Source organism: Streptomyces sp. NPDC031466, from assembly GCF_055581265.1.
Genome location: NZ_JBVIJT010000008.1, coordinates 80,275 through 100,610, shown reverse-complemented (window position 1 = coordinate 100,610; position 20,336 = coordinate 80,275). Strand labels below are relative to the sequence as shown.

At 72.9% G+C, this 20,336-nt stretch carries 16 protein-coding genes; 11 read left to right on the top strand and 5 right to left on the bottom strand.

The window, feature by feature from the left end; all coding sequences use genetic code 11:
• Window positions 1–355 precede the first annotated feature (355 nt).
• A complete protein-coding gene (locus ACZ5GP_RS20705) occupies window positions 356–1,567 on the top strand; it encodes a S8 family peptidase (RefSeq protein WP_468752242.1) in 1,212 nt (403 codons plus the stop codon).
• A gap of 90 nt (window positions 1,568–1,657) precedes the next feature.
• Here the strand turns inward: ACZ5GP_RS20705 and ACZ5GP_RS20700 are convergent, their stop codons facing one another.
• The 3 genes from ACZ5GP_RS20700 to ACZ5GP_RS20690 all read right to left on the bottom strand — a co-directional run bounded on the left by ACZ5GP_RS20700 (window position 1,658) and on the right by ACZ5GP_RS20690 (window position 5,106).
• On the bottom strand, window positions 1,658–2,830 hold the full coding sequence (locus ACZ5GP_RS20700; RefSeq protein ID WP_468752241.1) for an MFS transporter: 1,173 nt from the start codon (window positions 2,828–2,830) through the stop codon (window positions 1,658–1,660).
• The gene (locus ACZ5GP_RS20695) at window positions 2,830–4,314 is read right to left on the bottom strand and encodes a CitMHS family transporter (RefSeq protein ID WP_468752240.1); all 1,485 of its coding nucleotides are present in this window, start codon (window positions 4,312–4,314) and stop codon (window positions 2,830–2,832) included. Before ACZ5GP_RS20695 ends, ACZ5GP_RS20700 begins: the two co-directional genes overlap by 1 nt.
• Window positions 4,315–4,473: 159 nt before the next feature.
• Complete coding sequence (locus ACZ5GP_RS20690; RefSeq protein ID WP_468752239.1) at window positions 4,474–5,106, bottom strand: TetR/AcrR family transcriptional regulator; 633 nt, start codon at window positions 5,104–5,106, stop codon at window positions 4,474–4,476.
• Between the two features lie 92 nt (window positions 5,107–5,198).
• Here ACZ5GP_RS20690 and hmgA point away from each other — a divergent pair, with 92 nt between their 5' ends.
• The 3 genes from hmgA to ACZ5GP_RS20675 are packed head-to-tail and all read left to right on the top strand — an operon-like array spanning window position 5,199 to window position 8,638.
• Window positions 5,199–6,590, top strand: coding sequence for a homogentisate 1,2-dioxygenase (gene hmgA / locus ACZ5GP_RS20685; RefSeq protein WP_468752238.1), 1,392 nt, complete (start codon window positions 5,199–5,201; stop codon window positions 6,588–6,590).
• Between the two features lie 40 nt (window positions 6,591–6,630).
• Window positions 6,631–7,380 (top strand): GntR family transcriptional regulator, encoded by a 750-nt coding sequence (locus ACZ5GP_RS20680; RefSeq protein WP_468752237.1) that lies wholly within the window; start codon window positions 6,631–6,633, stop codon window positions 7,378–7,380.
• A gap of 46 nt (window positions 7,381–7,426) precedes the next feature.
• Window positions 7,427–8,638, top strand: coding sequence for a type ISP restriction/modification enzyme (locus ACZ5GP_RS20675; protein ID WP_468752236.1), 1,212 nt, complete (start codon window positions 7,427–7,429; stop codon window positions 8,636–8,638).
• Window positions 8,639–8,755: 117 nt separating this feature from the next.
• On the opposite strand, the gene ACZ5GP_RS20670 is transcribed toward ACZ5GP_RS20675, so the two are convergent.
• Window positions 8,756–9,025 (bottom strand): hypothetical protein, encoded by a 270-nt coding sequence (locus tag ACZ5GP_RS20670; protein ID WP_358590355.1) that lies wholly within the window; start codon window positions 9,023–9,025, stop codon window positions 8,756–8,758.
• Window positions 9,026–9,409: 384 nt separating this feature from the next.
• Here ACZ5GP_RS20670 and ACZ5GP_RS20665 point away from each other — a divergent pair, with 384 nt between their 5' ends.
• Entirely contained in the window at window positions 9,410–11,047 is a 1,638-nt protein-coding gene (locus ACZ5GP_RS20665) for a serine/threonine-protein kinase (RefSeq protein ID WP_468752525.1), read from the top strand.
• Here ACZ5GP_RS20665 and ACZ5GP_RS20660 read toward each other — a convergent pair whose 3' ends face one another.
• Entirely contained in the window at window positions 11,048–11,857 is an 810-nt protein-coding gene (locus ACZ5GP_RS20660) for an SGNH/GDSL hydrolase family protein (protein ID WP_468752235.1), read from the bottom strand.
• 235 nt (window positions 11,858–12,092) lie between these two features.
• Between ACZ5GP_RS20660 and ACZ5GP_RS20655 the strand changes: the two genes are divergently transcribed.
• The 6 genes from ACZ5GP_RS20655 (at window position 12,093) to ACZ5GP_RS20630 (ending at window position 20,329) form a co-directional block, all read left to right on the top strand.
• Window positions 12,093–12,518: a hypothetical protein gene (locus ACZ5GP_RS20655; RefSeq protein WP_468752234.1), complete on the top strand. Its 426-nt coding sequence runs from the start codon at window positions 12,093–12,095 to the stop codon at window positions 12,516–12,518.
• 1 nt (window position 12,519) lies between these two features.
• The gene (locus ACZ5GP_RS20650; RefSeq protein ID WP_468752233.1) at window positions 12,520–13,632 is read left to right on the top strand and encodes a GNAT family N-acetyltransferase; all 1,113 of its coding nucleotides are present in this window, start codon (window positions 12,520–12,522) and stop codon (window positions 13,630–13,632) included.
• A gap of 362 nt (window positions 13,633–13,994) precedes the next feature.
• A complete protein-coding gene (locus ACZ5GP_RS20645; RefSeq protein ID WP_468752232.1) occupies window positions 13,995–14,828 on the top strand; it encodes a glycosyltransferase family 2 protein in 834 nt (277 codons plus the stop codon).
• On the top strand, window positions 14,825–15,844 hold the full coding sequence (locus tag ACZ5GP_RS20640; RefSeq protein ID WP_468752231.1) for a glycosyltransferase family 2 protein: 1,020 nt from the start codon (window positions 14,825–14,827) through the stop codon (window positions 15,842–15,844). The genes ACZ5GP_RS20645 and ACZ5GP_RS20640 overlap by 4 nt, the downstream gene beginning before the upstream one ends.
• Window positions 15,841–16,644: a polysaccharide deacetylase family protein gene (locus ACZ5GP_RS20635; protein ID WP_468752230.1), complete on the top strand. Its 804-nt coding sequence runs from the start codon at window positions 15,841–15,843 to the stop codon at window positions 16,642–16,644. Before ACZ5GP_RS20640 ends, ACZ5GP_RS20635 begins: the two co-directional genes overlap by 4 nt.
• Window positions 16,637–20,329 (top strand): lipopolysaccharide biosynthesis protein, encoded by a 3,693-nt coding sequence (locus ACZ5GP_RS20630; protein WP_468752229.1) that lies wholly within the window; start codon window positions 16,637–16,639, stop codon window positions 20,327–20,329. The genes ACZ5GP_RS20635 and ACZ5GP_RS20630 overlap by 8 nt, the downstream gene beginning before the upstream one ends.
• Window positions 20,330–20,336 lie beyond the last annotated feature (7 nt).

The following is a 20,336-nucleotide window of genomic DNA, read 5'->3' as shown; positions in this document are numbered from 1 at the left end:
GACGGAGCGGGACGCGGGTTCTCGACATCGCGGGCGAAGTTTTTTTCCGGGGCCACGAAGCGCCGCCCTTTCCGAGCCACGGGGGACCGCCCCTGCCGGGCCATGGGACACCACGCACGAAGCGCCGCCAAAGATGACATTCACCGCGACGTCTGCCGGAGTTTGATTTCCGTTGCGTGACATACGCATGACAAGGTGCCCGCGCTCTTGATCCACCCCGCGTGGAGCGGCCACGCTGCTGCTCGCGACGGGAGCGGCCCCGCACCGCTCCCTTCCGTGTGTGCGATCCCGCACGCGCCCCCCACCGTCGCGACGCCCCCACCCGGGCGCCACCCATGAGGAGGACCCCCTCGTAATGGCTACGCTCCGCAGCAAGAAGACGGTGATCGCCGCGGCGATCTCGACCGCCGCCGTCGCCGTCCTCGGCACGGTCACCGCCCTGCCCGCCCAGGCCGCCCCCACCGCGGGCACCGTGATCGCGGCGGGCTCCCCCGACGCGGTCGACGGCAGCTACATCGTCACCCTCAAGAAGAGTTCGGGGCTGAAGGCCGCGACGCACCAGGGCAAGGGCCTCATATCCGAGTACGGCGGCTCGGTGACGAAGACCTTCAGATCCGCCCTCAACGGCTACGCCGTGAAGCTGAGCGCGGGGCAGGCCAGGCGACTGGCCGCCGACCCGGCGGTCGCCTCCGTCGAGCAGAACCGGCGGCTCTCGGCCGACGCGACGCAGACCAGCGCCCCCTGGGGCCTGGACCGCATCGACCAGGCCAACCTGCCCCTGAACGGCGCCTACACCTACCCGGACACGGCCGGTTCCGGCGTCACCGCGTACGTGATCGACACCGGCGTACGCATCACGCACACGGAGATCAGCGGCCGCGCGGTCAACGGCTATGACGCCGTGGACGGCGACACCACCGCCCAGGACGGCAACGGTCACGGCACGCACGTCGCCACGACCATCGCGGGCAAGACGTACGGCGTCGCCAAGAAGGCGAAGATCGTCGCCGTGCGCGTGCTCGACGACGACGGCTCCGGCACCACCGCCGGCGTCATCGCGGGCATCGACTGGGTGACCGGCAACCACGCCGCGGGCGCCCCGGCCGTGGCCAACATGTCGCTCGGCGGCGGCGCCTCCACGTCGCTGGACAACGCGGTGAAGAACTCCATCGCCGACGGTGTCACCTACGCCGTCGCGGCGGGCAACGAAGGCGTCAACGCCTCAAGTTCCTCCCCGGCCCGGGTCCCCGCGGCCATCACGGTGGGCGCGACGGGCAGCAACGACGCCCGGGCGAGCTGGTCCAACTACGGCTCGGTCCTGGACGTCTTCGCGCCCGGCGTCTCCATCAAGGCGGGCTGGAACACCGGCGACACGGCGACCAACACCATCTCCGGTACGTCGATGGCCACGCCGCATGTCGCGGGCGCCGCGGCGGTCTACCTCGCGGGCCACACCTCGGCCACGCCGGCGCAGGTCTCCTCCGCCCTGGTGAACGGGGCCACGCCGAGTGTCGTGACCAGCCCCGGGTCCGGTTCCCCCAACCGGCTCCTCAAGATCGTCCAGTAATGCAGCGACCCGCGGGGACAGTTGACCGTCCGTCCCCGCGGGTCGTTCGTGGCCGGCCGCGCCGTTCCCCCGCCCTTCGGGGCGCTTCCCTCAGGGGCGTGGGGAGCGTGCGGTCAACGTCGCCGCCAGGAGGAGCAGGCCTCCCAGCAGCACGAAAGGCGCCGCCACCCCCGCGACCCCCGCGACCAGGCCCGCCCAGGCCGGCGCAACCACCTGGCCCAGGCGGTTGCCGGTGAGGCGTAGTGCCAGGGCCGTCGAGCGGGCGCCGTCCGGGGCCGCCTGGACGACGGTCGTCATGGAGAGCGGCTGGCCGACGCCGAGGCAGAAGCCGAGCGCGGCGAGCATCAGGGCGAGGCCCCACACCGGTACGGGCAGCGCCATGCCCGCGCAGAGCAGCCCGCCCAGCAGGCAGGTGCCGGTGAGCAGGACGGTCCTGCCGAGCAGGCGGATCATCGGGCTCATCACCAGGCGGCAGGCGATGGTCGACGCCGCCCGCAGACTCAGGAGCAGCCCGACGGTGGCGGGGGCGATGCCGCGGTGCTCGCCGACCACCGGCAGGTAGGCGGTCAGGATGTCCGTCGCCGAGAGCACGGCGAGGCTGACGAAGATGCCCGCGGGGACGCCACGGGCGCGCAGGATGGCCGGCACCGGCACCCGCTCGGCGCGCTTCACGGAACGCGCCGGCCGGACGTGCTCGATGCGCCACAGCGAGGCGAGGGAGACCGCGCCGATCGCCGCCGAGACGAGCAGGGCCAGCGCACTGGTGCGGCCCGTGTCCGCGCCGATCAGGGCGCCCGCGGCGATCGGCCCGATCAGCTGACCGAGCGAGGCGCCGATGGTGAAGTGCCCGAAGTTGCGGTCCTGTTCGTCGGGCGCGGACTGCCGGGCGACGATCGACTGGGCGCCGATCACGAAGCAGAGGTGGCCGAGTCCCAGCACGCCGCTCCACGCGGCCATCGCGGCGAGCGATCCCGCCGTGCCGCTGAGCGCGCAGCCGCCGGAGATCAGGACGACGCCGAGCGGCAGCAGTGGCGCGCACCGCCCGTGGTCGGTCCGGCGCCCGAGGGGTACGGCGGCGAAGAGCGGGAGCAGCGCGTAGACACCCGCGATGACGCCGACGGCGCGTTCGTCGGCGCCCAGCGAGAGCGCCCGGTAGGAGACGGCGGGCCGCGCCATCGACACCGCCCCCTGGGCGAAGCCGAAGGCGATGACGAGACGGAGCAGCCATCCCCTGCCGCCGGGTCCGGGTGACGCGTGGGGCATCAGATGATGCCGAAGAGGATTCCGGCGCCGAGCACCACGAGCGAGGTGAGCACGGCCCACTTGACGGTGAACCGCGTGTGGTCGCCGAACTCGACCTTGGCCATCCCGACGAGCACGTACACGGCGGGCACCAGCGGGCTCGACATGTGCAGCGCCTGGCCGACGATGGAGGCGCGGGCGATCTCCAGGGTGGAGACGCCGTGGGCCTGCCCGGCCTCCGCGAGGACCGGCAGGACGCCGAAGTAGAAGCCGTCGTTGGACATGAAGTAGGTCAGTGGGATCGACAGGAGGCCGGTCACCAGGCCCATGTGCGGGCCCATGCCCTCGGGGATGGCGTCGACGAGCCAGTCGGCCATGTGGTCGACCATGCCGGTGCCGGTGAGGACGCCGGTGAAGACGGCGGCGGCGAAGACCATGCCGGTGACGTTGAGGACGTTCTCCGCGTGGGCGGCGATCCGGGCCTTCTGGTCGGGCATGTGGGGGAAGTTGACCGTGAGGGCGAGCGCGGCGCCGAGCAGGAAGAGCACCGGGATCGGCAGCCACTCCATGATCATGGCGGTGAGCAGCAGGACGGTCAGGCCCGCGTTGAACCAGTAGAGCCGGGGGCGCAGGGTGGCACGGTTCGGGTCGAGCCCCTGCAGGCCGTCGTCCTCGGAGACCGCGGTGTCCTTGGAGGCCTGGGAGTCCCCCGAGGCCTTGGAGACCTCGGAGTGCCCGGGGTCGTCGGCAGACGCGGTCACCGTGTCGGCGCCGGCGCCGGGGCCGCCGGCGGACTTCTTGGTGAGCGACGTCCGCTCGTCACCGCCCCCCGCGCCCACCAGGACCGTCTCGCCGGCCGTCTCCTTCTCCAGCACCTCGTCCAGCGAGAGCACGCCGAGCCGCCCGCGCTCGCGCAGCCCCAGTGCGTACGACAGGACGAGGACGGCGACCAGGCCCACGGCGAGTGCCGGGATCATGGGGACGAAGATGTCGGCCGCGTCGACCTTCAGCGCGGTCGCGGCGCGGGCCGTCGGGCCGCCCCAGGGCAGGGTGTTCATGACGCCGTTGGCGGTGGCGGCGACACCGGTCATCACGACCAGGCTCATCTTGAGGCGCTTGTACAGCGGGTACATCGCCGAAACCGTGATCATGAAGGTGGTCGAGCCGTCGCCGTCCAGCGAGACGATCGCGGCGAGGACGGCGGTGCCGACCACGATGCGCAGCGGGTCCGCCTTGCAGAAGCGCAGGATGCCCCGGACGACCGGGTCGAACAGGCCGACGTCGATCATGACGCCGAAGTACACGATGGCGAACATGAGCATGGCCGCCGTGGGCGCCAGATTGCCGACGCCGTCGAGGACGTAGTCCCCGAGCTGGGCTCCCTTCCCCACGAACACGCAGAACAGCGCGGGGATCAGCACCAGCGCCGCGATCGGCGACATCTTCTTCATCATGATCAGCACCAGGAAGGTGGCGATCATGACGAATCCGAGGATTGTCAGCATGGGGGCTACCTCACGTTCACCATCGAACTCCCACCAGGTCTGGCGGTCCGGATGACGTTAGGACCCGCTCTCCCGCGTTAACAAGATGTTGACGCGCGAGCAATAAGCGCAAAACTCCAGGTCAACGACGTACGGCCGGACCGGGCCGCGCCGGGGTGCTCAGTCGAGCGAGCGCGCGAAGTACGCGTGCAGCAGCGTCCGCGCCTCTTCGACCAGGTCCGGATCGCCCGAGGCCTGCCCACGAAAGGCCAGCTGCAGCACCGCGTCGACCGCCTCCACGCCGACGAGCACGGTCCTGCGCAGCCGATCGTCCAGCGGGCGGGCGAGGTGGTCGGCGAGCAGGTCCGCCACCCGGTCGGCGACCCGGTCGTTCGCGTCCGGCATGGCGTCGGGGGCGCTCGGCACGCCGAAGTCGACGAGGCCGAACCCGGGGACGGTGCGCTTCATCGCCACGTACTCCTCGAAGGCGGCGTCGACCGCGCCGCGCCAGTCGCCCCGCTCCAGGCCGGTCACCCGAGCGGCCACGCGCTCCGCGTACGCGTCGAGATTGCGGTGGGCCAGGGCGTCCGTCAGGGCCCGTTTGTTGCCGAAGAAGCGGTAGACGGAGCCGATGGGCACGCCCGCGCGATGCGCGACGGCGCGGGTGGTCAGGGCCTCGTAGCCGACCTCGTCCAGGACGTCGGCGCAGGCGTCGAGGATCCGGGTCAGCCGCTCGGCGCTGCGCTCCTGCACGGGCACGCGGCGCAGGGAGGCCGGGGGCCGGGGTTCCTTGGGCGGGTTCCGGTGGGGCATTCGGGGAGCGTAGAGCAGCGGGCTCCCTCTTGCGGAAGGAAAACTCCAATCCTACGGTGTCCCATAGGAATCATGGACGAGGAGCGATGGCGATGACGAGCGGGGACCACGTGGGCGACACGAGCGGTGCGGGCGGGGCGAGCCGTGCGGGCGCGCGGGACGCGCAGGACGCGCGCACGACGGCCGAGGAGCTGAGCTACCTCCACGGCTTCGGCAACGAACACAGCTCCGAGGCGGTGCCCGGAGCGCTGCCGCACGGCCGCAACTCACCGCAGCGCGCCCCCCTCGGCCTCTACGCCGAGCAGCTCAGCGGCTCGGCCTTCACCGAACCGCGCGCGCACAACCGCCGCTCGTGGCTGTACCGCGTCCGCCCCTCGGCCGCGCACCCGCGCTTCACGCGCGTCGACAACGGCGCCCTGCGCTCCGCCCCCTTCACGGAGTCGGTGCCCGACCCGAACCGGCTGCGCTGGAACCCCCTCCCCGAGCCCGCCCCCGGCACGGACTTCCTGGCCGGCCTGTGGACCCTCGGCGGCAACGGCGACGCCGCGCAGCGCACCGGCATGGGCATCCACCTCTACCACGCCAACTCCTCGATGTCGGCCGGGGCCGGGGGAAGGGTGTTCAGCGACGCGGACGGCGAGCTGCTGATCGTCCCCGAGCGCGGCGGCCTGCTGCTGCGCACCGAGTTCGGCGTGCTGCGCGCCGAGCCGGGCGAGGTCGCGCTGATCCCGCGCGGCGTCCGGTTCCGCGTCGACCTGCTGGCGGAGAGCGCGCGCGGATACGTCTGCGAGAACTACGGCGCCCCCTTCCAGCTGCCCGACCTCGGCCCGATCGGCGCCAACGGCCTGGCGAACGCACGGGACTTCAGGGCGCCCGTCGCAGCCTACGAGGACGTCGAGGGCCCGGTGGAGGTGGTGAACAAGTTCTGCGGCAACCTCTGGCGCGCGACCTACGACCACTCCCCCCTCGACGTCGTCGCCTGGCACGGCAACCACGTCCCGTACGTCTACGACCTGCACCGCTTCAACGTCATCGGCTCCATCAGCTACGACCACCCGGACCCGTCGATCTTCACGGTGCTGACCTCGCCGTCCGACACCCCGGGTCTCGCGGGCGTCGACTTCGTGGTGTTCGCGCCACGCTGGCTGGTGGGCGAGGACACCTTCCGTCCGCCGTACTTCCACCGGAACGTGATGAGCGAGTACATGGGCCTGATCGAGGGCGCCTATGACGCGAAGGCCGAGGGCTTCGTGCCGGGCGGCGGGTCGCTGCACAACATGATGTCCGCGCACGGCCCCGACCGCGAGACGTTCGACAAGGCGTCGGCCGCCGAGCTGCGGCCGCAGAAGATCGACGACGGCCTGGCCTTCATGTTCGAGACGCGGTGGCCGGTGACGGCGACCGAGCAGGCGGCCACGGCGTCCCACCTGCAGCGCGGCTACGACGACGTGTGGCAGGGTCTGGAGCGCCACTTCCGCAGCTGAGCCCTCCGCACCTGGGCAGCGCGACTGATTCGGAGAGACCGTGACCGCATTCGCCCCGGACTCGATCGTCCTGAATCGGAAGCTGCCGCTCTGGTACCAGGTGTCGCAGTCCCTGCGCGCCTCGATACTGGGCCGCGCCCCCGACGCCCCGCTCCGGCTGCCCACCGAGGAGCAGCTGGCGGGGCACTACGGCGTGAGCGTGCTGACCATGCGGCAGGCGCTCAAGGAGCTGGAGGACGAGGGGCTGATCACCCGCCACCGGCGGCGCGGCACCTTCATCGAGCCGAGCGCCCGCCGCGGCGCCCCCGTGCGCCTGCTCGGCTCCGTCGACGCGATCGTGGCCCAGCAGTCCGGCATGACCACCGAACTGCTGGGGCACGGGCCGGCGCCCCTGCCCGCCGAACTCGCCCCGCACTTCCCGGACTCGGCCGAGGTCGCGACGTACCACCGGCTGCGCAGCGACGAGAAGACGGGCGAGCCGACCAACCACGCCCGCAACTACGTCCGCCCCGAACTGGCCGCCCGCATCGACCTGGCGGACCTGGCGCGCTGGCCGATGACGAAGGTCCTGCGCGACGTGGTGGGCGTGCGCATCAGCCGCATCACGGACACCGTCGAGGCCACCCTCGCCGACCCCGAGACCGCCCGCCTCCTCCAAGTGCCGCTGCTCAGCCCGATACTGCACTACACCGGCGTCACCTACGACGAGGGCGGCCGGGTCCTCGACGTGGCCCGCATCCACTACCGCGGGGACCGCTTCTCCTTCTCCGTCACGCTCGAAGCGACGTGAGGCGGGGCGCCGGCACGGTGCCGTCCGCCGCCCGGGCCGTCGTACGATGCCGGGCGTGACGCACGACGAAGCGCCGCTGCTCGCCGACCTCATGCCGTGGTCCGTCGCACCGCTCCGGCCGGGCCGGGGCTGGCCGATGGGGCCCGACGCCGCCTGCCTGAAGGCCCGTTGGGCCGCGCTCCTGCGCGCCGACGGCGCGGATCGCGAGGCGCTCTTCCGTCCGACCCGCTCCCGCACCCCGGACAGCGCGGTCGCCCAGCTCCCCGGCCACCCCGGCGGGACGGGCCGCCTGGCCAGGGAGCAGGGCCCCTGCCCCGAACCCGTCCGCGTCCGCCACGGCGCCTTCGACGAGCAGTGGCTGATCCCGGACCACCGGCTCATCGACGTCGCCCGCCCCGAGCTGTGGCGGGTCGCCGGCCGCGGGCAGCTGTTCGCCGTCGAGCAGGGGTACGCGCCGGGCAGCGGCTCGGGGCCCGCGGTCGTCGCGTCGGCCGCGCTGCCGGACGGGCACGCGCCCGCCGGGCGGCCCGGCCGCATCCGGCCGCTGTTCCGCCGCCCCGGGGGCCTGGAGCCCAATGTGGCGCCCGGGCTGCTCGGGCATCTGTCCGGGGTGCTCGGCCAGGAGGTGACGGCGCGGTCGCTGCTCGCCTGGGTGCTCGTCCTCGGGTCCGGCTCGGCGGCGGGCTGCCGGGTTCCGCTCACGGCCGACGCCGCCCTGTGGGCGAGCGGCGTACGGCTCGGGGAGCGGCTGCTCCGGCTCCAGCTGCGCGGCGAGGGCCCGCGCCCGAAACTTCCCGGCGGGCGCAGGCCCTACGTCCGCGCGCCGCTGCCCGCCCGGCCGCGTGGCCTGGCGTACGACGCCGAGGAGCAAGCCCTTCGGGTCGGCAGGACGGGCGTCATCTCACCGGTGCCGCGAGCGGCGTGGGAGTTCGAGGTGAGCGGGGTACGGGTGCTCGAGCGGTGGTTCGAGGAGCGTGCGGACGGTACGGAGGCGGAGCCGGGGACCCTGGAGTCGATCCGCCCCCGGGCGTGGCCGCAGGCCTGGACGTCCGAACTGCTGGAACTGATCACGGTCCTGGCGCTGACGGCTGAACTCTCGCCGGAGCGGGCCGAGTTGGCGGCGGCCGTGGATCGCGGGATCACGGCGGGCGAGCTGGGCCGCGCGGGCCTGCTGCCGGTGCCCGGCCGGGCGCGGCGGCCGGCGTCCGTCCTCGATCACCTCGAAGAGGGACCCGAGGGGCAGTTCGCGCTGCTCTAGACCCGCGGTCCGGGCCGTGCGGGGTGGGTGGTGTGACGGCTGAGAGGGGAGGGGCGGGCAAGGGGATGGGAAAGATCCGCCGCGGAGCGGCGGCTCAGTCCCGGGGGCCACCTGTGGTCAGCGGCCACCGAAAAGCGATCGCCGCAGCCTGCGCAGTGGCGCGAAGAGCGAGACACGCCTCACTCGGGCTCCCCTGCTGCTGCGGGCGTGCGCGGTGTCACGTGAGGTGAGCTCACGCATCAGCAGCGTCGCCTCGTGCGACTCCCGCTGCGGGACGGCTGGGCCGCCCAGCACCGAGAGATGGCGGTCGAGGCGCGAGCTGCTCGCGCTGCTCCCACAAGTGATCGCAGGGACACGCGCCCTGCTGCGCACCGTTATCTGTTCCATGTCACTCCCCACCCGTACGAGGGCACCCGGCCCAGGGCAGGTTAACCCTATCGCCCCGGCAGGACACACGTGTATCCCGGTCACAGGATTCACCTGCCCCGCAAGGGGGTTGACGACCACACTCCGAATACGACTGATTCCAGGGCGACTTGGACATTCGGCCCCGGTGGGCGGCACCGTACGGGCCCCGGTGGCCCTCGCGTGGGGTATCTCACGTGCCCGCATCCGCAATCCCGTTCGTGCGGGCGGCCGACTCCCCGTGCGCGCGGAGGGTTGCTACTTTTGTGGAGAATCGCACCGCTGCGAAGGGGGACGCCCGTGAGCCCGTCAGAGCGTGTGATCGCCGGGCGGTACCGCCTGCTCGCGCCACTGGGCGAGGGTGGGATGGGCACGGTGTGGCGGGCCAGGGACGACGTGCTCGGGCGCGAGGTGGCCGTCAAGGAGGTGCGCGCGCCCGCCGGCCTCCCGGCCGCCGAGATCGACCGGCTGTACGCGCGCCTGGAGCGGGAGGCCTGGGCCGCCGCCCGCATTCCGCACCGCAACGTCGTCACCGTCCACGACGTGGCCATGGAGGACGGGCGACCCTGGATCGTCATGGAGCTCGTGCGCGGGCTCTCGCTGTCCGACGTCCTGGAGGCGGAGGGCGCCCTGCCCCCGCGACGCGTCGCCCGCATCGGCGCCGAGGTGCTCGCGGCCCTGCGCGCCGCCCACGACGCCGGGGTCCTGCACCGCGACGTGAAGCCCGGCAACGTACTGATCGCCAATGACGGCCGGGTGGTCCTGACGGACTTCGGCATCGCCGTGGTCGAGGGCAGCTCCGCGCTGACGATGACAGGTGAGGTCGTCGGGTCGCCCGAATTCCTGGCGCCCGAGCGGGCGTTGGGCCGACGGCCCGGGCCGGCGTCCGATCTGTGGTCGCTCGGCGTGACGCTCTACGCGGCCGTGGAGGGAACCTCGCCGTTCCGTCAGGAGACGCCGCTGAGCACGCTGCGCGCGGTGGTGGACGAGGAGCTGCCGCCCGCGCGCCGTGCCGGACCGCTCACCTCGGTCGTCGAGGGGCTGCTGCGCAAGGACCCGGACGAGCGGATGTCCGCCGCCGACGCCGAGCGCGATCTGCGGCTCATCGTCTCGGGCGGCAGACCGCTCGCCGGGGCCCCGCTCCCCGCTCCGCCGCCCGCCACCGCCGGGGGCCCTCCGCCGGACCCCCCGGCGCGGCAGGCCCCGGCCGCCCGGGAAACGGCGCCGACGAGCGTGCCGGACCGGCGCCCCCGCGCGGTGCCGGCCCTGGTCGCGGTCCTGATCGCCCTGGCGCTGGCCCTCGGCGGGTTGACCTACGCCCTGGTCACCCGCGACGACGGGGACGGCGGCGACCACGGCGGCTCGGTGAGCGGGGACAGCGGGTCGACGGACGGCGACGGCGGGTCCGGTGCCGCGCGAGGGGACCCCGGTGGAGAGGCCGACGGGTCCGGCGGGTCCGGTTCGGGCGGGGGCGGTTCCTCGGCCGGCGACACGAACGGCGGCGGCGGAGGCGGAAACGCGGGCTCGACCGGCGGGGATGGAGGCGGGAGCGGGGACGGTGGCGGGAACGGCGGTACGACGCCCGCGCCCGCCCAGACGGTGCGGGTGCGCGTCTTCGGTTCCCACACGCGGTACGAGGGCCCCTGCCCCCCGGCGGCGGGTCAGGCACCGTCGTTCACCGCGACGTTCACGGTGGGGCGCGCCCCGGCCGACGTCGAGTACCGCTGGGTGACCAGGACGGGCGAGTCGGGCGAGCCGGGGTGGAAGACTCTGTCGTTCCCCTCCGGAGGCGGCAGGACGCGGCAGGTCGAGCATGTGGAGACGGCGTACGACCCGGGCGGCGGGACGTACGAGAACGCGGTCGGGGTACGGGTGCGCGGCCCTGTGGACGCCGCCTCCGACACCGTGGACTACTCGGTGACGTGCGTGGAGGAGACCCCGACGAGCGGGGCCTCCTCCACGCCGGACGCGTTCGTCCGGCCCGCGGTGATCAGGGTGCGGTGATCAGGCCGCCGAGGTGAACACGGGGAGGTAGCCACCGGACTGTCCGGCGGCCGTGGGGTGGTAGGACTCGCCGGTGTTGAGCCAGTTCACGCTGTGCAGCCATGCGCTGCCCGAGCAGATCTCGTGCCCGGTGAAGGCGCCGGTGACGTCGGCGAAGGTGAAGCCGTGGTCGGCGGCCCGCTTCTCGGTGGCGGCGTTGAGGTAGTCGGAGGCGTCGTTGATGGCGGCCCGCTCCCGCTCGGAGAGGCCGGTCACGCAGGTGCCGTTCAGCTTGTAGAAGCGGGGGTAGCCGAGCACCACCACGCGGGCGGCGGGGGCCTTGGCCTCGATCGCGGAGTAGACCTTGTCGAGGTTGCCGGGGAGCGTCGAGTCGACGTACGAGCGGGCCTGGGCGATGCGGTTCAGGCAGGTGGCCTCGGACTGCAGTACGCAGGTCGTCATCACGTCCGCGAAGCCCGCGTCGTTGCCGCCGACGGAGAGGGACACGAGGCCGGTGCCGGAGCCGAGCGGGCCGAGCTGGTTCGCCAGAACATCACCCGTTCGAGCGCCCGAACACGCCGTGAAATGGAAGCTGGAGGGTGAGTGGGCGGCCGCCCAGAGAGCGGGGTAGGCACGCGTGCTGCGCTTGCAGTCGCCGCTCGCGCCGTCGTAGCCGCCGGCCCCGACCCCCGAGGAGTAGGAGTCGCCGAGCGCCACATAGCCGGTGGCCGCCGCGTTCTGGTCCGCATGGGCCGTCGTGGCCCCCGCGAGGGCGAAGGCGGCGGAGAGGAGGAGCGAGGACATGTATGCCGTGAAGCGGGACAATCTCATGGAACCTCCTTTAGCAGGGTTTCTGCCTCGACCGTGGTAGCACGCGGTCGCGCCTGCCGATAGTGTTCATGTCAACGAATTCGTTCACAATTTCCCTTCCTGCCCCCGGAGTTCACGCCGGTCACACAGGTGTTGCAGGGAACATCTGCACGCATCCGCCGCATCTTGACGGGCCGACCGGGACTGCGCCACATTGAAGCGCCGGAATCCGGCGCGTCGGGGGGCAAAGCAGTCCATGCAGACCATCAGGCTCAAGGCACCGCCATCGGGGACGGACCGGGACACCGGTCGGGGCCGCGGGACGGATCTGCTGCCGCTGGCAGCGGGCGCGGCCGTCGCCGTGGGAGGCGTCGGCGCGGCGCTCGCGCTCTTCGACCTGGACGCGTCGCTGCGCGGCCCGTGCACCCTCTTCTTCCTGATCGCCGCACCCGCGGCGGCGTTCGCCACGGCCCTGCGGGCACTCGAACCGTGGGGCCGCGCGGTGGCCGCCGTGGCCGGCGCCCTCGCGGTCGACGTCCTGGTGGCCCAGGGCATGTTGGCGCTCCACGTGTGGTCGGTGCGCGGCGGTGTCGTCGCCGTCGCCGCCCTCAGCGCACTCGCTCCGCTCCTGGTGGCGGCGCGGCGCCTGCGCCGCCACTCGGCGAGAAGGCGGACCACCTGACGTGAACATCACCGTGCACCGCCCCGGCGAACTCACCGCCGCCGACCGGGCGGCGTGGACCGCGCTCCAGTCCAAGGCCCCTCTCGACGGCTCGCCCGAGCCGGGCAATCCCTTCCTCTCCCCCGAGTTCGCCCTGGCCGTGGGGCACGTGCGGCGCGGGGTGCGGATCGCCGTCGTTCGCGAGGACGGCCGCGCGGACGGCGAACCGGCGGCGTTCTTCCCCTTCCAGCGGACCGTCACCGGCGTGGGCCGGGCCGTCGGGCTCGGCGTCTCCGACTGCCAGGGCGTGGTGCACCGGCCCGGATTCAGCTGGGACGCCCGGGAGCTGCTGCGGGCCTGCGGGCTCGTGGTGTGGGAGTTCGACCATCTCGCGGCCGGGCAGGCGGCGTTCGAGACGGGCGTCCGCGGCAGCTTCCCCTCCCCCGTGATGGACGTCGACCAGGGCTACGAGGCCTACCTCGGCCGGCTCCGCGCGCGGTCACCCACATTCACCCGGACGACCCTCGCCAAGGAACGCAGGCTCGGCCGCGACCACGGAGCGGTGCGCTATGTCCACGACGAGCGCGACCCCGAGGCCCTGGCCGTCCTGATGGGCTGGAAGTCGGCGCAGTACCGCAGGACGGGGCGCAGCGACCGCTTCGCGCGCCCCTGGATCAGCGGGTTGGTCCGCCGGCTCTTCCACACCAGGACCGGTTCGTTCACCGGGCTCCTCTCGGTGCTCTACGCCGGTGACGTGCCGGTGGCGGCGCACTTCGGGCTGCGCGGCGAGCGGATCCTGTCCTGCTGGTTCCCGGCGTACGACCCGGCGTTCGCCAAGTACTCGCCCGGCCTGGTGCTGCATCTGCGCATGGCCGAGGCGGCAGCCGCCGACGGCATCGCCCATCTCGACCTCGGGCGCGGCCGGAAGGATTACAAGGACTCCCTGAAGACACGCGAACCGGCCGTGTCCGAGGGGTGGGTGGCGCTGCGCCACCCGGTGGCTCTCGGGCATCGGGCGCACCGCGCTCCGGTCAGGGCGCTGCGCAACACCGTGCTCTCCAGGCCGGAATTCTTCGGACCGGCCGATGAATTGCTCAAGCGGATGGGCAAAATCCGACCGCCGAGCAAGATATAGAGCAGTCCGAATGCAACCGCACAGATTGCTCATATCATGAAAGAGGTGAGGCCACGTCACAGGCCTTGCCCCACAGTCTCCATCGTCAATACCGTCGCACATTCACCCGCAACGGCCCATCACGTCATGCGATCAAGGGGAGGGCCCACGATCGCGATGGTTTCGCGCGGGGCGCGGTAGGGGGGTGCCCGTGCCCGGTGATCGCTGATCAGCCGGGTCACGTGCCGCGCTGTGCCAGTTCATTCGAGATGCCTGCAGATCTCCCTTCGGCATGCTCGGGTGAGAACCCCCCTTTCGACCCGGACCAATTACCGGACCGCCCGGGGGCGGGCGGTCCACCGGCGAGAGGGATCCCCGGATTCATGACTTCTTTTCTGCGCCCGGCAGACGCCGGGCAGGACCCGTTGGACGAGATCATCCATCACTACCGTCCGATCTCCACGCATCTGGCGATCACTCCGCCGGTCAGTGTGGTCATTCCCGCGATGAACGAGGCGGACAATCTTCCCTACGTCTTCAAGACACTTCCCGAATGGATCCATGAAGTCGTCCTGGTGGACGGGAATTCCACCGATGACACCGTGGCCGTGGCCCGGGAGCTGCGGCCGGAGGTGAAGGTGGTGCGCCAGCTCGGCAAGGGCAAGGGCGACGCCTTGATCACCGGATTCGCCGCGTGCACCGGCGACATCATCGTGATGGTCGACGCGGACGGCTCCGCGGACGGCCAGGAGATCGTCTCCTATGTCTGCGCCCTCGTCTCGGGCGCCGACTTCGCCAAGGGCTCGCGGTTCGCCAACGGCGGCGGCACGGACGACATGACGCCGATCCGCAGGCTCGGCAACCACGTCCTGTGCTCGGTCGTCAACGCCAAGTTCGGCGCCCGCTACACCGATCTGTGCTACGGCTACAACGCCTTCTGGCGGCACTGCCTGGACAAGATAGAGCTGGACTGCACCGGCTTCGAGGTGGAGACCCTGATGAACATCCGGGTCGTCAAGGCGGGGCTGAAGGTGCAGGAGATCCCGAGCCACGAGTATCTGCGGATCCACGGCACCAGCAACCTGCGCGCCGTCCGCGACGGCATCCGCGTACTGAAGGTGATCCTCGGCGAGCGCTCGGGCCGCCGCGGGCGCGGCGCGCGGCGCAGGGACGTCCGGGGCCTGCCCTTCCGCACGGGCCGGGGAGAGGTGTCTTGAGCCCGGACGTGTCCGTCGTCATCTGCGTGTACACCGAGGACCGCTGGGCGGACATCCTCGCGGCGGTCTCCTCGGTGCGCGCGCAGTCCGTGGCGGCCCTGGAGACCTTGCTGGTGGTCGACCACAACGCCGTGCTCCTGGACCGGCTGACCAAGGAGTACGAGGAGACCGAGGGGGTGCGGGTGCTCGCCAACGCGGGCCCCCGCGGCCTGTCGGCGGGGCGCAACACCGGTATCGCCGCCTCGCGCGGCGCGGTCGTCGCCTTCCTCGACGACGACGCCGTCGCCGAGCGCGACTGGCTGCGCCACTTCGCCGAGGGGTTCGAGGACCCGCGGGTGTTCGCCGTCGGCGGGCGCACGATGCCGCTGTGGGAGTCCGGGCGGCGGCCCGTCTGGTTCCCCGAGGAGTTCGACTGGGTCGTCGGGTGCACGTACCGGGGCCACCCGGCAGGGCGCGTACGGGTGCGCAACGTCCTCGGCGGCAACGCCTCCTTCCGGCGCTCCGCCTTCGACATCGCGGGTGGCTTCGCGACCGGTATCGGACGCGACGGCGGTGGCCGGCCGCTCGGCGGCGAGGAGACGGAGTTCTGCATCCGGCTCACCCGGGCGAGACCGGACGCGGTGCTGCTGGTCGACGACCGCTCGGTGATCCACCACCGGGTGCCCGCGGCGCGGGAGCGGTTCGCGTACTTCCGTACGCGGACGTACGCCGAGGGCCTCTCCAAGGCGCTGGTGGCCAGGAGTGTCGGCGCCGGCAAGGGACTTGAGTCCGAGTGGCGCCACACCACGCGCGTGCTGCCCGCCGGGGTCGGCCGCGGCCTGCGGGACGCCGTGCTCGGGCGGCCCGGCGGCGCGGGGCGCGCGGGCGCGATCGTGGCGGGCGTGGCGGCGGCGGCCGTGGGGTATCTGCTCGGCAGCGTCCGTGCGCGCCGGGCGGGCGCCGCGTTCGCCGTCGTGGAGACCGCCGACCCGACGGGGAACGTGCGGAGCACGGGCGGCGAGGGAACTGCCGGATGAGCGACAGACGCGTGCCGATACTGATGTACCACTCGGTCGCGCGTGAGCCGAGCGAGGCGACGCGCGGCCTCTCGGTGTCGCCCGCCGCGTTCGCACGCCAGATGGAGATGCTCGGCGAGCGGGGCTTCACGCCCCTCACCACCGCCCGGCTGGCCGCGGCCTGGCGCGTCCCGGGCGGCCCCCTGCCCGAACGCCCCGTCCTGATCACCTTCGACGACGGTTACGAGAGCGTGCACCGGTACGCGCTGCCGGTGCTCGCCGGGCACGGCTTCGCCTCCACCCTGTTCGTCTCCACGGGCTGGCTGCGCGGCGCGCACGACACCGGTGGCGGCCTCGACGTCATGCTCGACTGGGGCCAGGTGCGCGAACTGGCCGCCGCGGGCGCGGAGATCGGCGGCCACAGCCACACGCATCCCCAGCTCGACCAGCTCCCCGACGCGGAACTGCGCCGGGAGCTGCGCCGCTGCCGGGACATCATCACCGACGAGACGGGCACCCGGCCGGCCTCCTTCGCCTACCCTTACGGCTACTCCAGCCGCCGGGTGCGCGAGCGGGTGCGCGAGGCGGGCTTCGCCCAGTCACTCGCCGTCGGCAACACCCTGGCCCGCCGCGCCCAGGGCCCCTACGCCCTGCGCCGGGTCACGGTGCGCAGGTCCACCGGGCCCGAGGAGTTCCTGCGGCTCGTCGAGGGCCGCGCGCTCACCCGTACGTTCGTCAGGGACCACGCGCTCACCAAGGGGTACGCCGTGGTCCGCAGAGTCCGACAGGTCCGCCGGAAGGCCATCCGTTCCCGTGTCTGACACGTCCACCGCCCAGGCCGACGTCCCGGGTTCCCCGCACGGCGGGGAGCGGCCGCCGTCCGGCAGGCCCCGCCGCATGCGTCCGCCGGGGTCGGGCGGCGCCGGCCCGTTGTTCCGCAACGCCTACGCGCTGATGCTCAACACCGGGGTCTCCGGGGTGCTCGGCGTCGGCTTCTGGCTGGCCGCCGCCCGGTACTACTCGGAGTCGGCGGTCGGTCAGGGCTCGGCGGCGATCGCGGCGATGAAGCTGTTCGCCGGGCTCACCGCCGTGACGCTGACCGGCGCCCTCGCGCGGTTCATCCCCGTCGCGGGGCGCGCCGCGGGGCGGCTGATCTTCCGTACGTACGCGGGCAGTTCGCTCGCCGTGGCGCTCGCCGCGGGGCTCTTCCTGCTCACGCTGGACCTGTGGGGGCCCTCCTACCGCTTCCTGCACGGTCCCGTGGCGGGCGCCGGGTTCGTCCTCGCCGTCGTGGCGTGGTCGGTGCTGACCCTCCAGGACGGTGTCCTGACCGGGTTGCGCAACGCGCTGTGGGTGCCCGTCGGCAACACCGTCTTCTCGGTGGCGAAGCTGGTGCTGCTCATCGTGATGGCGGCGGCGCTCCCCACCGCGGGGGTCTTCGTCTCCTGGGTCGCCTCGATCCTCGTCTCGGTGATCCCGCTGGGCTGGCTCGTCTTCCGGCGTCTGGTGCCGCGCCATGTGCGGGCCACCGACGGCCGCACGCGACCGCCGACGCTGCGGGAGATCGGCCGTTTCCTCGCCGGCGACTGCACCGGCTCGCTCTTCTCGCTCGCGGTGGTCTATCTCGTCCCGGTCATCGTCGCCTCGCAGGTCGGTTCGGTCGACAACGCGTACTTCTACGTCACCACCGCCATCGGCGGCACCGTCAACCTCCTCGCCATCAACATGGGCGCCTCGCTGACCGTCGAGGGCGCGCACGATCCGGCGCTGCTCGCCGCCAACACCCGCTCGGCGCTGCGCCGGATGGCGGTCATCATGCTGCCGGTGTGCGGCGTCCTCTTCCTGGCCGCGCCGCTCGTGCTGGGCATGTTCGGCGGGGGCTACGCGGACGCCGCCACGCCGCTGCTGCGCTGGTTCGCGGTGGGGGCGCTGCTGCGGGTGGTCATGGAGACGTACTTCGCGGTGCGCCGGGCGCAGAGCCGGACCTCCGGGATCGCCTGGCTCCAGGGCCTGTTGTGCGTGCTGGTCCTCGGCCTCACGCTGGTCCTGCTGCCGCGGATGGGGCTGACCGGCGCGGGCGTCGCGGAGGTCTCCAGCCTGGCGGTGATCGTGGCGATCGCGACGCCGAGGCTGTACCGCGTGGTGCGGGCGGCCCCCTCGGGCGGGCCCGCCGGGAGCACGGCGCCGGACGGCGACCTGGCCGGCCCGGGGAAGCCGGACGCGCCCGTCCCGGGCCCTGACGGGGGCGCCGACCGCGAGGGGCGGCACGGGCCCGCGTGGGCGTGGCGGGACTCGCTCGACTCGGACACCTTGCAGCTCGCCGTACAGCTCGACTTCGACCACCAGGAGCGCAGGCCGCACGTGCGGCCCGGCCCCGGCACGCCTGTGCACACGGGGCCCGCACCGAGGAGCGGGAAGAGCGAGATGGGCGCGAAGGACGAGGGGGACGACGCGGGGGGCTCGGTTGCCGCCGAGGAGGAGGCGGCGGTACGCCCGGCCCGCCCGCGTGTCCTCGGCGTGGCGCTGCTGCTCGCCGTGGCGCTCGGTCTGTACTGGGTGCCCGTCGCCGGTCTCGACGACGCGGACCTGGACGGCATGGGCGGGCTCGGCCTGGTCTCCGTGCTGCCGGTGGCGACGCTGCTCGGCGCCGCGCTCCTGGTCCTCGTGTTCGCGCTCCTGCTCCGGACGGACCGGCCGGTCAAGAGCCTGCTGCTCGTGACGCTGCTGGCCACGGTCGTGTCCCTGCACGCGCTGCCGGCCGTCGTCGAGACCGAGCCCCGGTTCGCCACGGCCTGGCAGCACCTGGGCTTCCTGGAGTACATCGACCGGACCGGCACCGCCGTGCCCGACCTGGACGCGCGCTGGAGCTGGCCCGGCTTCTTCTCGGCGGCCACGTTCGTCGCGAAGGCGTGCGGCGTCTCGGACCTGACCGAGGTGATCCGCTGGTGGCCGACGGCCGTCCAACTGCTGTACCTGGCCCCGATGTTCCTGCTCGTGCGCTCGATGCGGGCGTCCTGGCGCGCCAAGTGGGCCGGGTTGTGGATCTTCGTGCTGAGCGGCTGGGTCGGTCAGGACTACTTCTCCCCGCAGGGCTTCACGTACCTGCTCCACCTCGCCTTCGTCGCCGTACTCCTGGTCTGGTTCCGCGCCCCGCGCGTGCTGTGGGCCAAGCGGCGCCCCGGTGAGAGCGAGGTCCTCCCGACGGGCCGCGGGGAGCGGGCGGTGCTGCTCCTGATCCTGATCGCCCTTTTCGCGGCGACCGTCCCCGCGCATCAACTGACGCCGTTCGTGATGCTCGGTGTCCTCACGGCGCTGGTCCTGGCCGGCCGCTCGGAGCTGCGCGGTCTGCCGATGCTCTGCGGCGTGCTGGTCGTCGGCTGGCTGGGCTTCCTCGCCGAGCCCTACTGGTCGGGGCACTTCCACGACCTGTTCGGCGGGGTCGGGGGCGTCGGCGGCAACGTCTCCTCGTCGGTCTCCGGGCGCATCGAGGGCGGCAGCCCCACCCACCGGCTCGTGCTGTACGTGCGGGTGGCGATGGCGGGCGGCGTCATGGCGCTCGCCTGCTGGGGCTGGTGGCGGCGGCGCTCGTACAAGTACGGGGAACGCTCGCTCCTCGTCCTGACCTTCGTGCCGTTCCTGGGCTTCGCCATGCAGTCGTACGGCGGTGAGATGGCCCTGCGCGTCTTCCTGTTCGCACTGCCGGGCGCGGCGCTGCTCGGCGGTCTCGCGCTGTTCCCGCGTGCGGGCATCACCCCGGCGGAACGGGACCGCGACCGGGTGAGCCGGGCGCCGGCGGCCGCGCTGCTGGCCGGGCTCGTGCTGATGGGCGGCTTCCTCGTGGCGCGCTGGGGCAACGAGCCCTTCGAGCGCGTCCGGCCCGGCGAGGTCGCGGCGATGGAGTACGTGTACGCGCACGACGAGCCGAGCGCGCGGCTGCTGTGGCTGAGCGACGACACGGTGAACAACGTGACGCCGGCGATGCCGTGGGGCGCCCGGGACATGGAGAAGGTGGAGTACGTCCCGACCCTCGCGCCCGCCGACCCGGTCCTGGTCTCCGGCCTGGTCAAGGCGCTCAAGGACGCGGGACCCCGGTCCTACCTCATGGTCAACCGCGGCCAGTCGACCTCTCTGGAACTGGACGCGGGCTATCCGGGGAACTGGCAGCCGCGGCTCATCCGGCACCTGGACGACCGCGAGGAACTCGAGAAGGTGTTCTCCCACCAGGACGCGGCCGTCTACAGCCTGCGGGAGCAGCCGGACGGCGAGGTGCCCGGGGCAGACCCGGGGGCGATCGGGCCGAAGGTGACCTGGACGCCGTGGTCGGTGGTGGGCGCGCTCGCCGCCGTGGTGCTCGCGCTGTTGCTCACCGCGCGTGAGGTGGTGCGGGTGGCGGCGGCGCCGGGCGTACGGCAGCAGCAGTGGCTGGAGGGCAGCTTCTGGTTCTCGCTGCCGCTGCTCGCCGTGCTGCTCGCGTCGCTGGTCCAGCGCTTCGTGACGATGGCGTGAGCCGGCG

What these genes read in the sequence shown, in the direction of transcription:
- ACZ5GP_RS20645 (WP_468752232.1), top strand. Translation starts at nt 13,995, where the DNA reads ATGACTTCTTTTCTGCGCCCGGCAGACGCCGGGCAGGACCCGTTGGAC.
- ACZ5GP_RS20665 (WP_468752525.1), top strand. Translation starts at nt 9,410, where the DNA reads ATGGGCACGGTGTGGCGGGCCAGGGACGACGTGCTCGGGCGCGAGGTG.
- ACZ5GP_RS20700 (WP_468752241.1), bottom strand. Translation starts at nt 2,830, where the DNA reads ATGCCCCACGCGTCACCCGGACCCGGCGGCAGGGGATGGCTGCTCCGT.
- ACZ5GP_RS20690 (WP_468752239.1), bottom strand. Translation starts at nt 5,106, where the DNA reads ATGCCCCACCGGAACCCGCCCAAGGAACCCCGGCCCCCGGCCTCCCTG.
- ACZ5GP_RS20695 (WP_468752240.1), bottom strand. Translation starts at nt 4,314, where the DNA reads ATGCTGACAATCCTCGGATTCGTCATGATCGCCACCTTCCTGGTGCTG.
- ACZ5GP_RS20705 (WP_468752242.1), top strand. Translation starts at nt 356, where the DNA reads ATGGCTACGCTCCGCAGCAAGAAGACGGTGATCGCCGCGGCGATCTCG.
- hmgA (WP_468752238.1), top strand. Translation starts at nt 5,199, where the DNA reads ATGACGAGCGGGGACCACGTGGGCGACACGAGCGGTGCGGGCGGGGCG.
- ACZ5GP_RS20670 (WP_358590355.1), bottom strand. Translation starts at nt 9,025, where the DNA reads ATGGAACAGATAACGGTGCGCAGCAGGGCGCGTGTCCCTGCGATCACT.
- ACZ5GP_RS20675 (WP_468752236.1), top strand. Translation starts at nt 7,427, where the DNA reads ATGCCGGGCGTGACGCACGACGAAGCGCCGCTGCTCGCCGACCTCATG.
- ACZ5GP_RS20660 (WP_468752235.1), bottom strand. Translation starts at nt 11,857, where the DNA reads ATGAGATTGTCCCGCTTCACGGCATACATGTCCTCGCTCCTCCTCTCC.
- ACZ5GP_RS20635 (WP_468752230.1), top strand. Translation starts at nt 15,841, where the DNA reads ATGAGCGACAGACGCGTGCCGATACTGATGTACCACTCGGTCGCGCGT.
- ACZ5GP_RS20655 (WP_468752234.1), top strand. Translation starts at nt 12,093, where the DNA reads ATGCAGACCATCAGGCTCAAGGCACCGCCATCGGGGACGGACCGGGAC.